A 14,297-nucleotide genomic window follows, 5' to 3' on the forward strand; every position below is an offset into this window, starting at 1 on the left:
ACGGCGCCCGCATGTGTTGTATGATCGTCCGGCAAGTTTATAATATGAAACTATCAATAGTATCATTTTTGCCATGATAAGATCGTTGTGCAGTTTTGTACAACGATGCAGCCTGTCCGGGCTGCTTATCCGAGGGAGGATGCATATGAAGAAAGCTATGACCGCGCTGGCGGTGCTGGCCTTGGCCGGAGCAGGATGGGCGCCGCTGGCGCTGGCGGCCGATATCAGTCACGCTACGCAGGTGCTGGATCTGGGCCAGGGCAGCGCCAGCTTTGCCCGCACCATCGACGCCGGCAATGCCGGCAATACTTTTGCCGACCGTTACGATTTCACGCTGACCGGCACTTCGTCGCTGGTGGCCTTGCTGTCCGGATTTAACGGCACCGATTTCGGTGCTGTTACTTTCAACAATTTTAGCTTGGTCAATTCGGCCGGCTTGTCATTGGATGGCACGAAGGTATTGGATCAAGGCGGCATCCAGACCTGGCGCGTGGCGGCTCAGCCGCTGGTGGCGGACACGTATCATTTGCTGGTCAGCGGCAGCGTGCTGAACGCCAAGGCGACCAGCTATGTGGGAGCTGTGGCCGTCACGCCGGTGCCGGAGCCAGAAACTTACGCGTTGCTGGCGGGCGGACTGGGCCTGCTGGGATATGTGGCGCGTCGGCGCAAGACCTGAGCGGGCCAACTCCGCAAACCAAAACGGGGGCCCTGGCCTCCGTTTTTTTATTGCCGCGCGGTGCGCCGCCGTCGGAGCCGTCCCGGCCTGGCGAGGCGCCACCGTCACACCCCGGCTTAGTCTGAACGGACTAAGCCGGCGTCATCATGGCGTCATGGCCGGACCTTAATATGCAAATTGCAAGCTTCAAAATCAATTTGCCAACATTCCAGGACTGTTCATGAAAAAATTCTTCGCTACACCGGCCACCCGGGCCGCCGCCACCCCTGGCCGGCGCACCATCATCGCCGCCGCCTTGATGGCGGGCCTGTCGGCCCAGGCCCTGGCCGCCACGCCCATCGTCATCAGCCAGGTGTATGGCGGCGGCGGCAATTCCGGCGCCAAATACAAGAACGATTTCATCGAACTGTTCAACCGCGGCGACAGCGCCGTCGACATCAGCGGCTGGAGCGTGCAATACGCCAGCGCCACCGGCAGCAGCTGGCAGGTCACCAAGCTTGCCGGCAACACCGTGCTGCAGCCCGGCCAGTACTTCCTGGTCCAGGAAGCGGTCGGCACCGGCGGCACCGACAGCCTGCCGGCACCGGATACCATCGGCACCCTGGCGCTGAGCGGCACCACCGGCAAGGTGGCGCTGGTCGGCAACGTCAGCGCGCTGGCCGGCGCGGCGCCCGCCGCCGGCTCCTATGTCGACCTGATCGGCTTTGGCTCCGCCGGCTACTTTGAAGGCAGCGCCGCCGCGCCAACCCTGAGCAACACCACCGCCGCGCTGCGCGCCGCCGCCGGCTGCACCGACGCCGACAACAACGGCACCGATTTCAGCGCCGGCGAGCCGACCCCGCGCAACCGCGCCAGCGCGCTGCATGCCTGCGGCGTGCCGGCCGCGCCGCCTATCGTCGCCACCTGCCCGGCCAGCCTGTCGCTGGCCTTTGGCATCAGCGGAAGCGCCGACCTGAGCGCCACCGACAGCGACGGCGTCGTCAACAACGCCGTCATCACCTCGGCCGCCGTGCCGGGCATCAGCCTGGTCAACTTCCTGGCGGCATCGGCCGCCGGCGGCAACGCCACCGTCAGCCTGAACGTGGCCGCCTCGGTCCAGGCCAGCACCTATCCGGTGACGATCCGCTTCGACAACGACCAGTCCCAGCAAACCAGCTGCACCATCAACGTCAGCGTCGCCGCGCCGGCCACGCTGACCCACACGATTCCGCAAATCCAGGGCCAGGGCGACACCAGCCCGTACGCCGGCACCATCCAGACCACCGAAGGCGTGGTCACGGCCAAGGTCGGCTCCGGCTTCTTCATCCAGGACGAGACCGGCGACGGCGATCCGCTGACCTCGGACGGCATGTTCGTCTACACCACCGCCGCCAACAGCGGCACGGTGCAGGTCGGCGACAAGATCCGCATCACCGGCAGCGTCAGCGACTACGCGCCGGTCGCCGGCGGCCACGCCTACACCGAGCTGCAAAACATCAGCGCCATCGTCAAGCTGGCCGGCGGCATCAGCATCACCCCGACCAACGTCCAGCTGCCGCATCCGAACCTGGGCCAGGTCGAAGGCATGCTGGTGCGCTTCACCAATCCGCTGACCGTGTCGCAGCTGGAATTCCTGGGCGACCGCGGCGAAGTCACGCTGTCGTCGGGCCGCCTGGAAATCGCTTCCAACCGCTATCGCGCCGGCACCCCGGAAGCGCTGGCGCACGCCGCCGCCAACGCGCTCAACCAGATCGTGCTGGATGACGGCATCTTCGTCACGCCGACCACCATTCCCTACCTGGGCGCCGACGGCTCGCTGCGCGCCGGCGACACGGTGTCCGACCTGACCGGCGTGGTCGACTTCGGCGCCAAGGGCGGCGGCGGCGCCGGCTTCAAGCTGCAGCCGACCGTGGCGCCGGTGTTCTCGCAGGACAATCCGCGCACCGATCCGCCGGTGCTGGCACCGGGCAACATCAAGGTGGCCAGCGCCAACGTGCTGAACTACTTCACCACCTTCACCAACGGCACCGACGTCGAGGGCAACACCAACCAGGGCTGCTCGCTGGGTTCGTCGGTGGCCAAGTCGAATTGCCGCGGCGCCGACAACCTGAACGAGTTCAACCGCCAGACCACCAAGATCGTCGGCGAACTGAAGGCGATCAACGCCGACGTGTTCGGCCTGATGGAAATCCAGAACAGCGGCGAGTACACCGTGACCAAGCTGGTCGATGCGCTGAACGAAGCGATCTCGCCGGGCACCGGCCTCAAGACCTACGCCGTGGTACCGAAGCCGTCCACCACCGGCACCGACGCCATCCGCGTGGCGATGATCTACAAGCCGGCGGCGCTGACCATGGTCGGCAATGCGCTGACCGACGGCGACGCCATCAACAACCGTCCGCCGATGGCGCAAACCTTCAAGGCGGCCAACGGCGCCAAGTTCTCGCTGGTGGTCAACCACCTGAAATCGAAGGGCAGCTGCCCGAGCGGCAGCGGTCCGGACGCCGACCACAACGACAGCCAGAGCTGCTGGAACGCCACCCGCATCCTGCAGGCGCAGCGCCTGGTCAACACCTTCGTGCCGCAGGTGGTCAGCGCCGCCGGCGACGCCAAGGTGCTGCTGATCGGCGACTTCAATTCCTACGGCATGGAAGATCCGATCAACACCATCACCGCCACCGGCTACGTCAACCAGCTGGAGCGCTTCGTGCGCGGCAGCGGCGACATGCCGTACTCGTTCGTGTTCAACGGCGAAGCGGGCTACCTGGACCACGCGCTGGCCAGCGCCGCGCTGAGCCCGCAGGTGGCCGGCGCCGCCGAATGGCATAACAACGCCGACGAGCCGACCGTGGTCGACTACAACACCGACGGCAAGCCGCAGGACAAGTACACCAGCGCGCCGTACCGCGCATCCGACCACGATCCGGTGGTCATCAGCCTGAACCTGGCGGCGCCGTACACCGACGTCACCGGCAGCTTCCGCGCCGTCGGCACCGGCCTGGTGCTGAACCGCGCCACCGGCAAGTTCGGTTCGACCTTCTCGATCACCAACACCGGCAGCACCACGCTGAACGGTCCGTTCCAGGTCGAGTTCGATGGACTGGACGCCAGCGTGACCCTGGTCAACGCCACCGGCAGCCATGCCGGCGCGCCGTACATCACGGTCAACACGGCATCGCTGGCGCCCGGCGCGACGGCCTCGTTCGCGCTGAGCTTCAGCCGCACCGGCAGCGCCAATATCAGCTACACCACCAAAATCTATACCGGCTCTTTCTAAGGATCACACCATGTTCGCATCTCATCTCTCTTTCGTGCGCCGCGCGCTGCTGGCGCTGGTCATCGCCGCCGGCACCAGCCTGGCGTCGGCCCAGACCATGCACGTGGAGCTGGACACCAGCCAGTTCAGCGATACCGGCTGGATCGACCTGCAATTCAATCCGTCGAACATGCCGGTCGCTTCGGCCGGCGCCGTGATCAGCAATCTGAGCGGCTTCGGTAGCTCGGCCGACGCAGTGCTGTCGGGCGACGTGCAGCAGCAGGCCGGAGGCTTCTTGTTCGGCAATAGCACGTCGTGGAACGACCTGTTCCATAGCGTGGCGTTTGGCGGCAAGGTCAGCTTCGACGTCAGCTTCAGCGGCCTGTCGGATGCGGCGCCGGCCGCCATTCCGACCAAGTTTTCGGTCGCGCTGTACGGCGCCGACGGCGCCACCCAGCTGGGCGATGTCGATCAGTTCGGCAACCTGCTGTCGTTGACCTGGCAGCCGACCGCCGGCGCCGGCATCGTGGCGCTCGACATCCACGATCACACGATCGGCAGCGTCAGCGCCGTGCCCGAGCCAACGACCTGGGCCATGCTGGGCGCCGGCCTGGCGCTGGTTGGCCTGGCCCGCCGCCGCAAGCTGCAGGCCTGAGTTTTAGCCGCGCAAAAAAAACGACACAGCAATGTGTCGTTTTTTTATGCGCGCACGATTTTAGATCGTCTCTTCTAAACCGCAAGTAATACAGGTAAACACTGGATATATACTAAAAATATCTGAATTCTCAATACAAATCATATTAGTAATGCCAGTTTGCTTATTGCATAGTATTTCCTTTACACGGATTTGCCATGCTACCCGCCCATATCCTTGTCATTGAAGACGAACCTGCGATCCAGGAACTGATAGCCCTCAACCTGAGCATGGCCGGGCACACGGTCAGCCGCGCGTGCGACGCCGAGAGCGCCTTGCTGATGCTCGAAGACGGCGTGCCGGACATGCTGATGACGGACTGGAACCTGCCCGGCCAGTCCGGCCTGTCGCTGATACGCCGCCTGCGCGCGCAGCCGTCCACGCGCGGCCTGCCGATCATCATGGTGACCGCCCGCTGCGGCGAGCCGGACAAGATCATGGCGCTGGAAAGCGGCGCCGACGATTACATGACCAAACCCTTCAGCCCGCGCGAGATGGTGGCCCGGGTGCACGCGCTGCTGCGCCGCGGCCAGTCGCAGGTGCAACGGTACGGCGCCGACGCGGTGCAGATGGCCGGCCTGCGGCTCGATCCGCACACCTTGCGCGTGACCGCCGGCGCCCGCGAACTGGCCATGGGCCGGGTCGAATTCAAGCTGCTGAACTTCCTGATGAGCCATCCCGAGCGCGTGCACACGCGCGCCCAGCTGCTCGACCAGGTGTGGGGCAGCGACGTCTACCTGGACGAGCGCACCGTCGACACCCACGTCGGCCGCCTGCGCAGCGCGCTGCAGCCCAGCGGCCACCAGCAGCGCATCGAAACCGTGCGCGGCAGCGGCTACCGCTTCAGCGCCAGCGGGCACGGCGGCATGGCGGCCCGGGCCTGACCGTGGAACAGCTGGTCATCTTGAGCAAGCTGGAGCAGGAGTACCTGCTGCACGCGATCGAGGCGGCGCTGCCGGTGCGGCAGGCGCGCCAGTTCTTCCTGTGGACGCAGGGCCAGCTGCAGGCGCTGCTGCCGCACCAGGTCATGGTGTGCCTGCAGTTCGGCCCGCAGGACGAGGTGCAGCACGTCGAATGCGTGCACAGCACGGTGCTGGACGCCGGACTGCTTGGCCGCCTGGGCAACCGCGACGACGGCCTGGCGCTGCGGCTGGCGCGCCATTGCCGCCAGGGCGTCGGTTTGCCGGCCATGCTGGACGCCACGCCGGGCGCCGAGCGCCATCCGCTGGCGCCGTTCCTGGGCGAGCTGCGCGACCTGGGCCTGGACAACCTGCTGCTCCACGGCAGCGAGCGCCTGCCGGGCGGCGCCACCTTTTTCGCGCTGTTCGGCCTGCCGCACCGGCCGCGCGCGCGCCACGCCTATTTCCTCGAACTGCTGCTGCCGCATCTGCACATGGCGCTGCAGCGCATCAACCAGCAGCAGCGCCAGGCCCGCGCCGGCGCACTGGCGCGGCCGGCCAGCGCGCGCGAGATGGAAATCCTGTACTGGGTGCGCGAGGGCAAGAGCAACGAGGAAATCGGCCTGATCCTCGGCATCAGCGGCCTGACGGTCAAGAATCACCTGCAGCGGCTGTACCGCCTGCTGGGGGTGTCCAACCGCGCCCACGCCATCGCGCGCGGCATGGCGCTGCACCTGTTCGAACAGCCGGCGCTGGCCCTGGCGGAAGCCGCCTGAGAGATTGTTATTCCGATAACGGGCATGAAACCGTCGCAATCTGGCGCGGCCGCAGGCGCACACGGCAAGAAAAGATTGTCTGGTATGCAAACCGCATGGTAGCCTCTGACATCTTGCCGCAGGGCGTGGCGAATTAAGGAGTCGTTAGGATGGAAGTTGCAAAGAATTCCCGTAAGACCGCAGCTCACAAGGCTGGCGGCTTTACCCTGCTGGAACTGCTGGTGGTCATCGTTATTATCGGTTTGCTGGCGGCCTATGTGGGCCCCAAGTACTTCGCCCAGCTGGGCAAGTCGGAAGTGACGATCACCAAGGCGCAGATCGAAGCGTTTGAAAAATCGCTCGACACCTACCGCCTGGACGTGGGCCGCTATCCGACCACCGACGAGGGCCTGAACGCGCTGCTGGTGGCGCCTGCCACGGCCGGCGCCAAATGGAACGGCCCTTACCTGAAGAAGGGCGTGCCGCCGGATCCATGGGGCCATCCATACCAGTACAAGGCGCCGGGCACCAAGTCCGAGTTCGAGATCACTTCGCTGGGCCGCGACGGCCAGCCCGGCGGCACCGGCGAAGATGCCGACATCAGCTCGCAATAAACCGGCAACAATCTCGTAGTAAGCTAATCATCCCAGCCGTCACGGAAAGTAGTTTTCGCCATGCAGTTCGATGTCCGCACATTGTCGGCCGATATGGTCATCTCGCATCTGCTGATCGATGGCCGCGATGAGGCCGACGCGCGCCGTCAGGTGGAGGCGCGCGGCTTGTTCGTCAGCGCCATCGCGCCGGCGGGCGGCGGGCTGGGCCTGCGACGGGGCAAGCGCCGCGGCAAGGGCCTCTCGCTGGTGCTGTTCAGCCAGGAGCTGCTGGCGCTGCTGACGGCCGGCCTGGGCATCGTCGAGGGCCTGGAGGCGCTGCTGGAAAAGGAAAGCAGCCCGGCCACGCGCAGCGTGCTGGAACGCCTGCTGTCCGGCCTGCGCGAAGGCCAGCGCTTTTCCGCCGTGCTGGCCGAGCAGCCGGAATTGTTCCCGCCGCTGTACATCGGCATCGTCAAGGCGGCCGAGGGCACCTCCGACCTGCCGCGCTCCCTGTCCCGTTTCATCGATTACCAGCAGCGCATCGACCTGGTGCGCGGCAAGCTGGTGTCGGCGGCGATTTATCCCTGCATCCTGCTGCTGGTCGGCGGCGGCGTCAGCATGTTCCTGATCGGCTACGTGGTGCCGCGCTTCGCCGAGGTCTACCAGGGCGCCGGCCGCAACCTGCCGTGGCTGTCGCAGCAGATGCTCAACTGGGGCCAGTTCGCCGGTCAGCACACCATGCTGCTGCTGGGCGGGATCGCCGCCGTGCTGGCGGCGCTGGCGCTGGGCGTGCGCCAGCTGATGGGCAACGGCGGCTTCGCGCGGCTGCTGGGCCGCCTGCCGGGCATCGGCGAGCGGGTGCGCATCTATGAGCTGTCGCGGCTGTACCTGACGCTGGGCATGCTCAGCGAGGGCGGCATCACCATCATCCATGCGATCGACACCGTGCAGGGCATGGTGTCGGCCGGCATCCGCCAGAACCTGCAGGCGGCGCGCGCCGATATCGAGGCGGGGCTGCCGCTGTCGACCGCGTTCGAATCGAACCAGCTGACCACGCCGATCTCGCTGCGCATGCTGCGCGTGGGCGAGCGCACCGGCGACATGGGGCCGATGCTGACGCAGTCGGCGGCCTTCTACGACGGCGAAATCAGCCGCTGGATCGAACGCTTTACCCGTACTTTTGAACCCTTGCTGATGGCGGCCATCGGCCTCGTCGTCGGCGCCATCGTGGTGCTGCTGTATATGCCGATATTTGATCTGGCCGGAGACATGTCATGACGCTCCAGGCCCCGCCGGTGCTGGATACCGCCATGGTGGCGCGCGCGCGCCACCTGCGCCAGCAATCGAAACGCACGCTGGTCGAGGAGCTGGAAGCCTTGAGCGGCATGGAGCCGCGCCTGGTGGTGCAGGCGCTGGCGCATCCGTTCGGCATGGCCGTGCTGGAGACCGTGGACATGCTGGCCTTCACCCCGGCCTTCGAGCTGCTGCCGCTGTCGCAGGCGATGGCGCGCCACTGCGTGCTGCTGCGCGGGCACGACGGCATGGTGGTCGGCGTGATCGCCGATCCCTTCGATCTCGACCTGCAGACCTGGCTGGGCACGCAGGCGCGCGCCACGCCGCACGCGCCGCTGCAAACGCGGCTGGCGCTGCAGGCCGACATCCAGGCCTACCTGTCGAAGCAGGAAGAATCCGCGCGCGCCACCGATTCGCTGCTGCCCGGCGCCAGCGAGGGCCGGCGCGACGGCAAGACCGCCGCCGTGCTGTCGTTCGCGTCGGTGTCGGAAGCGGCCAGCCCCGCCGTGCGGCTGGTCAATTCGACCTTGTACGACGCGCTGAAGGCGGGCGCCTCCGACATCCACCTGGAGAGCACCTCCGGCGGCCTGGCCGTCAAGTACCGCGTCGACGGCGTGCTCGATCACGCCACCGCCGTCAACGGCATCGACGTCGCCGAGCAGATCATCTCGCGCCTGAAGGTGCTGGCGGAGCTGGACATCGCCGAGCGCCGCGTGCCGCAGGACGGCAGCTTCCGCGTCGAGGCCAACTCGCGCGAGATCGATTTGCGCGTCTCCATCATGCCGAGCATCCACGGCGAGGACGCGGTGATCCGTATCCTCGACAAGCGCGCCATGATCGAAGCCTACGGCTCGCTGACCCTGGAGGCGCTGGGCTTCGACGCGCCGTCGCTGGCGACCCTGCGCGTGCTGGCGCAGGAAGCCTACGGCATGCTGCTGGTGACGGGGCCGACCGGCTCCGGCAAGACCACCACGCTGTACGCCGCGCTGACCGAGATCCACAACGGCCGCGAAAAGATCATCACCATCGAAGACCCGGTCGAGTACCAGCTGCCCGGCATCCTGCAGATCCCGGTCAACGAGAAGAAGGGCCTGACCTTCGCCAAAGGCTTGCGCTCGATCCTGCGCCACGACCCGGACAAGATCATGGTCGGCGAGATCCGCGACCGCGAGACGGCGGAAATCGCCGTGCAGTCGGCGCTGACGGGCCACCTGGTGCTGACCACCGTCCACGCCAACAACGTGTTCGACGTGTTCGGCCGCTTCACCCACATGGGCATCGATCCGTATGCGTTCGTGTCGGCCTTGAACGGCATCTGGGCGCAGCGCCTGGTGCGCATCAACTGCCCGCACTGCGCTGCGCAGTACACGCCGGACGATCAGGAACTGGCCAGCGTGGGCCTGGCCCGCGCCGACGTCTACGACTACCGCTTCATGCAGGGCAAGGGCTGCGGCGATTGCCGCGGCACCGGCTACAAGGGCCGTCGTTCGATCGCCGAGATCCTGACCCTGAACGACGAGATCCGCGAGCTGATCGTCGACAAGCGGCCGATCCGCCAGATCAAGCAGGCGGCCTACGAGAACGGAACGCGCAGCCTGCGCCTGGCGGCGCTGGAACTGGTCAAGCGCGGCGGCACCACGCTGACGGAAATCAAACGGGTGACCTTGCATGCGTAGATCATTCGGACAATCCCTGCGCATCGGCGTCTCCGGCTCCGGCGTCAGCCTGCTGCGCGTGAGCCGCTGGACCGGCGAGCCGGTCACGGTGCTGGCCGAGCAGGCGATCGCGCCGTCGGGCGAGCATCCGTTCGACGCCATCGCCAACGCCTTGCGCGCGCTGCTGGGCGAACAGGAAGTCGGCGGCTGGCCGACCAGCATCGTGCTGGCCGACGACCTGGCCCGCATGTGGCGCGTGACGCCGCCGCCGGGCGCCGCGCGTCTGGCGGACATCGAAGCGGCGGCGGGCTTCCGCTTCCAGTCGCTGTATGGCGAAGCGGCGACGGCGTGGCAGATTTCCGCCGACTGGAGCGCGACGCAGCCGTTCTTCGCCGCCGCCGTGCCGCGCGCCTTGCTGGCCGTGCTGCGGCTGGTGGCGCAGGAATTCAAGCTGCGCGTCGTCGGCATCGAGCCGCATTTCGTCTCCGCCTGGAACCGCTGGCGGCGGGGCATCAAGCCGGGCGCGTGGTTCGGCCTGGTGCACGACAACCTGCTGACCTTGGCCGCCATCGAACCCGATGGCAAAGGCATCCGCGCCATCCGCGTGCTGCCGCTGCCGGGAGCGCAGGGGGCCGACCAATACTGGCTGAGCCAGACGCTGACGCGCGAGGCGCTGCTGCTGGACATGGCCGCGCCGGAGTTGCTGCAAGTATGCGGCGCCGCGCCGACCGCATGGAGCAAGCCGCCGGCCAACGCGGCCTGCATCGCTTGCGCGGCATTGGACCATGCGCAGCAGGCGCCGGCCGGCGAGATGTCGGCCATGGTGCTGCTGGCGCGCGGCGGGAGCCTCGCATGATGCACACGAATAAGCGCATGAACATCGATTTCGCGCCGCGCAGCCTGCGCCGCAGCTTGTTCCACACCCATCCGGCGTTGCTGGCGCTGGCCGGCTTCGGCTTGCTGCTGTGCGCCGGCGCCGGTTTCGGCGGCTGGAAGCTGGTCGAGCAGCAGCGCTTGCGCGCGCACCAGCTGCGGCACGTGCAGGAACGCGCAGCGGCCATTTCCGCGCGGCCGGTCGAGGTGGCGCAGGTGGCGATACCGGAGGCGCAGGCCACCTTCGTCAACGGCGCCATCATGCAACTGAACCTGCCGTGGCGCGAGCTGCAGGATGCGGTGGCCGCCGCCACGCCGCGCAGCGTGGCGCTGGTGGCGATGGAGCCGGATCCGCGCAAGCGGGTGCTCAAGCTCACGGCCGAGACCAAGACCAGCGACGACATGGTGGCCTACGTGGCGGAGCTGAAGCAGCAGGAGCTGTTCAGCGGCGTGATGTTGACCCGCCATGAGATCAACGAGCAGGACCCGAACCGGCCCTTGCGCTTCCAGCTGGAGGCCACATGGGTAGCGCGATGAACCGGATTAACCTGGCGGCCCTGGTGCTGCGCGCGCGGCTGGCGCTCGGCCGCATCGGGGCGCCGGCTTGCATCGCCATCGTGTTGTGCGTGGCCGGCGTGGCGGCGTGGGCCTGGCTGCTGCCGCATCGCGCGGCGCAGGCGCGGCTGATGGCGCAGCCTTTGCCGACGCCGGCCGCGCTGGTGACGGCGGCGCCGCCGCCATCGGCCAACCAGAACCTGGCCGGCTTCTATGAGGTGCTGGGCGAGAAGCGCTACGCCGAGCAGCAGGTCAAGGTGCTGTTCGACCTTGCCGCGAAAAGCAATCTGTCGCTGAGCCAGGGCGAGTACAAGGCCTTCTACGACAAGGCCAGCCGCGTCAGCACCTACCAGATCAACCTGCCGGTGAAGGGACCGTATCAATCGATCTGGCAGTTCGCCATGCAGGGCCTGCGCGACATGCCGTTTGCCTCGCTCGACGAAATCGCTTTCCGCCGCGACGCCATCGCCGATGCCAACGTCGAAGCGCGCCTGCGCTTTACCCTGTACCTGAAGGACGGCGAACCATGAAGCCCTATCAAATCGTGATGGGCGTGGCGCTGGTCGCCGCCGCCGGCCTGGTGCTGTTTGGCGATAACTCGCCGTCCGGCGACATCGCCGAACCGGTGGCGCGCGTCCGCGCGTCCGCGCCTGCCGCCGCCGCTCCCGTGCCTGCAAGCCGGGCCTCCAGGGACGCCAAGCCGCAGGCCGAAGTCGCGATCCTGCGCCTGACGCCGCGCGCGATGCTGGTCGGCGAATCCGGCGAGGCCACGTTCGCCTCGGGCGAGGGCGTCTTCCTGGGCCAGAACTGGAACCCGCCGCCGCCACCGCCGCCGCCCAAATCCGCCGTGAACGTGCCGCCGCCACCGCCGATGGCGCCGCCGATACCCTTCGTCGTGATCGGCAAGGCCGTCGCCGACGGCGCCTGGGAAGTGTATTTGTCCCGCGCCGACAAAACCTATGTGGTGCGCAATCAAACCGTCATCGACGGCACCTACCGCGTGGACAGGATCGCGCCGCCGCTGATGTCCGTGACCTATCTGCCTTTGAACCAAGTACAACAGATCAATATTGGAGTCCTCGACTGATGGCTAGTCATCTGAAGAATTTGGGCCGCCGCGCCGCGCTGCCCGCCATGCTGGCGATCGCCCTGAGCGGCTGTGCCGGACAAATGGCGTACCGCGACGGCCGCGACCTGATCGCCAAAGACCAGATCGAAGCCGGTCTGCTGAAGTACCAGGAGGCGGTGAAGGCCGATCCCGGCAACGCCCAGTTCCGTTCGGCCTATCTGGTGGAGCGCGACCGCGCGACCCTGCGCTACCTCGACCAGGCCGAGCGCCAGCAGGCCGAGGGCAAGCTGGACCTGGCGGAGCAGGGCTTCCGCCGCGTGCTGGGACTGGACCCGTCGAACGAACGCGCCCGCAACGGCCTGCGCGCGCTGGAGCGGGACGGCCGCCAGAGCAAGCTGCTGGACGCCGCCGCGCAAAACCTCAACAAGGGCGAATACGAGCTGGCCAAGCAGAAGCTCAACGCGCTGCTGACCGAGAATCCCGGCAACGAGAAGGCGCGCCTGATGCTGCGCGAGGCGCTGGACAAGACCGCGCCGCCGGCGGTGGAATCGGGCCTGGCGAAATCGTACAAGCAGCCGATCTCGATCGAGTTCCGCGACGCGCCGCTGAAGCAGGTGTTCGAGGTGATCTCGCGCCGCTCCGGCCTGAACTTCGTGTTCGACAAGGACGTCAAGACCGACCAGCGCACCACGGTGCTGCTGAAGAACAGCACCGTCGAATCGGCGATCTACTTCCTGCTGCTGACCAACCAGCTGGAGCAGCAGGTGATGGACGCGAACACGGTGCTGATCTACCCGAACGTGGCGGCCAAGCTGAAGGAATACCAGGAGATGACGGTCAAGACCTTCTTCCTGGCGAACGCCGAGGCCAAGCTGGTGGCCAACACGCTGAAGACCATCCTCAAATCGCGCGACGTGGTGGTCGATGAAAAACTCAACCTGCTGATCGTGCGCGACAGCCCGGAGGCGATCCGCCTGGCCGAAAAGCTGGTGGCGCTGCAGGACGCGCCGGAGGCGGAGGTGATGCTGGAAGTGGAGATCCTCGAAGTCAAGAAGGGCAGCCTGATGAACCTGGGCGTCGAATGGCCGACCAGCATCGGCCTGGCGCCGTTGTCGACCTCCGGCGGCACCGGCATCACGATCCGCGACCTGAACAACCTGAACCAGCGCACCATCGGCGTCACCGGCGTGTCGATGGCCATCGACGCCAACAAGACCAACACCGACTCCAACCTGCTGGCCAATCCGCGCATCCGCGTGCGCAACAAGGAAAAGGCCAAGGTCGTCATCGGCGACAAGCTGCCGGTGATTACCACCACGGTGTCGTCCGGCGTGGGCGGCTTCGCCAGCGATTCGGTCACCTACGTCGACGTCGGCCTGACCTTGAACGTCGAGCCGACCATCTACCTGAACAACGAGGTGGCGATCCGCGTGCAGCTCGAGGTCAGCAACCTGACCAACACCATCACCACCAAGAACGGCGGCACCGCCTACCAGATCGGCACGCGCCAGGCGTCCACGCTGCTGCAGCTGAAGGACGGCGAGAACCAGGTGCTGGCTGGCCTGATCAACAGCGAGGAGCGCGGCACCGCCAACCGCATACCGGGCGCCGGCGACCTGCCCATCATCGGCCGCCTGTTCGGCAGCCAGCGCGACGACAACCAGAAAACCGAGATCGTGCTGTCGATCACGCCGCACCTGATCCGCAACGTGCAGCGTCCGGAAGCGTCGTCGTCGGAATTCTCGGCCGGCACCGAGGCCAGCTTCCGCCGCCGTCCGGACCTGACGCCGCGCGCGGCGGCGCAGTTGCCGCCGGTGCCGGGCATGCAGCCGGCCGCGCTGCCGGCCGTGCCGTCGCCGGTGCGTCCGCCGCCGGTGCAAGCCATGCCGATCTCGCAGGGCCAGCCGGCGCCGCTGCCGCCGACCCAGGGATTGCAGCCGCAGCCGGTGCAGCCGGAACCTCAGCCCGAGCCTGCGCCGCCGGTGCAGCAGCAGTAAGGA

13 protein-coding genes are annotated in these 14,297 nt (G+C 67.0%); all 13 read left to right on the forward strand.

Features of this window, described 5'->3' with window-relative positions:
- The first annotated feature begins 145 nt into the window (after nucleotides 1-145).
- A complete protein-coding gene (locus ACSQ3S_RS09830) occupies nucleotides 146-676 on the forward strand; it encodes an FxDxF family PEP-CTERM protein (RefSeq protein ID WP_436142263.1) in 531 nt (176 codons plus the stop codon).
- 220 nt (nucleotides 677-896) lie between these two features.
- Entirely contained in the window at nucleotides 897-3,932 is a 3,036-nt protein-coding gene (locus ACSQ3S_RS09835; RefSeq protein ID WP_436142264.1) for an ExeM/NucH family extracellular endonuclease, read from the forward strand.
- 10 nt (nucleotides 3,933-3,942) lie between these two features.
- Nucleotides 3,943-4,566 carry an NF038129 family PEP-CTERM protein gene (locus tag ACSQ3S_RS09840; RefSeq protein ID WP_436142265.1) on the forward strand — a complete coding sequence of 208 codons (624 nt, stop codon included), beginning with the start codon at nucleotides 3,943-3,945 and terminating at the stop codon, nucleotides 4,564-4,566.
- A 197-nt stretch (nucleotides 4,567-4,763) separates the two neighbouring features.
- Nucleotides 4,764-5,489, forward strand: a complete 726-nt coding sequence (phoB, locus tag ACSQ3S_RS09845; RefSeq protein ID WP_436142266.1) for a phosphate regulon transcriptional regulator PhoB — start codon at nucleotides 4,764-4,766, stop codon at nucleotides 5,487-5,489.
- Between the two features lie 2 nt (nucleotides 5,490-5,491).
- Nucleotides 5,492-6,280 (forward strand): XrtB/PEP-CTERM-associated transcriptional regulator EpsA, encoded by a 789-nt coding sequence (epsA, locus tag ACSQ3S_RS09850; protein WP_353404269.1) that lies wholly within the window; start codon nucleotides 5,492-5,494, stop codon nucleotides 6,278-6,280.
- 149 nt (nucleotides 6,281-6,429) lie between these two features.
- Entirely contained in the window at nucleotides 6,430-6,873 is a 444-nt protein-coding gene (gene gspG / locus ACSQ3S_RS09855; protein ID WP_436142267.1) for a type II secretion system major pseudopilin GspG, read from the forward strand.
- Nucleotides 6,874-6,933: 60 nt separating this feature from the next.
- Complete coding sequence (locus tag ACSQ3S_RS09860; protein ID WP_436142268.1) at nucleotides 6,934-8,130, forward strand: type II secretion system F family protein; 1,197 nt, start codon at nucleotides 6,934-6,936, stop codon at nucleotides 8,128-8,130.
- Nucleotides 8,127-9,821 carry a GspE/PulE family protein gene (locus tag ACSQ3S_RS09865; RefSeq protein ID WP_353404271.1) on the forward strand — a complete coding sequence of 565 codons (1,695 nt, stop codon included), beginning with the start codon at nucleotides 8,127-8,129 and terminating at the stop codon, nucleotides 9,819-9,821. Before ACSQ3S_RS09860 ends, ACSQ3S_RS09865 begins: the two co-directional genes overlap by 4 nt.
- Nucleotides 9,814-10,656 (forward strand): hypothetical protein, encoded by an 843-nt coding sequence (locus ACSQ3S_RS09870; protein ID WP_436142269.1) that lies wholly within the window; start codon nucleotides 9,814-9,816, stop codon nucleotides 10,654-10,656. The genes ACSQ3S_RS09865 and ACSQ3S_RS09870 overlap by 8 nt, the downstream gene beginning before the upstream one ends.
- Nucleotides 10,653-11,210 carry a hypothetical protein gene (locus ACSQ3S_RS09875; protein WP_353404273.1) on the forward strand — a complete coding sequence of 186 codons (558 nt, stop codon included), beginning with the start codon at nucleotides 10,653-10,655 and terminating at the stop codon, nucleotides 11,208-11,210. Before ACSQ3S_RS09870 ends, ACSQ3S_RS09875 begins: the two co-directional genes overlap by 4 nt.
- Nucleotides 11,195-11,758 (forward strand): hypothetical protein, encoded by a 564-nt coding sequence (locus ACSQ3S_RS09880; protein ID WP_436142270.1) that lies wholly within the window; start codon nucleotides 11,195-11,197, stop codon nucleotides 11,756-11,758. Before ACSQ3S_RS09875 ends, ACSQ3S_RS09880 begins: the two co-directional genes overlap by 16 nt.
- Nucleotides 11,755-12,315, forward strand: a complete 561-nt coding sequence (locus ACSQ3S_RS09885; RefSeq protein WP_176655168.1) for a hypothetical protein — start codon at nucleotides 11,755-11,757, stop codon at nucleotides 12,313-12,315. The genes ACSQ3S_RS09880 and ACSQ3S_RS09885 overlap by 4 nt, the downstream gene beginning before the upstream one ends.
- Entirely contained in the window at nucleotides 12,315-14,294 is a 1,980-nt protein-coding gene (locus tag ACSQ3S_RS09890; protein WP_436142271.1) for a secretin N-terminal domain-containing protein, read from the forward strand. Before ACSQ3S_RS09885 ends, ACSQ3S_RS09890 begins: the two co-directional genes overlap by 1 nt.
- Nucleotides 14,295-14,297: the final 3 nt, after the last annotated feature.

Source organism: Duganella sp. LjRoot269 (genome assembly GCF_964254095.1).
GTDB classification, from domain to species: Bacteria; Pseudomonadota; Gammaproteobacteria; order Burkholderiales; family Burkholderiaceae_D; genus Rugamonas; species Rugamonas hordei.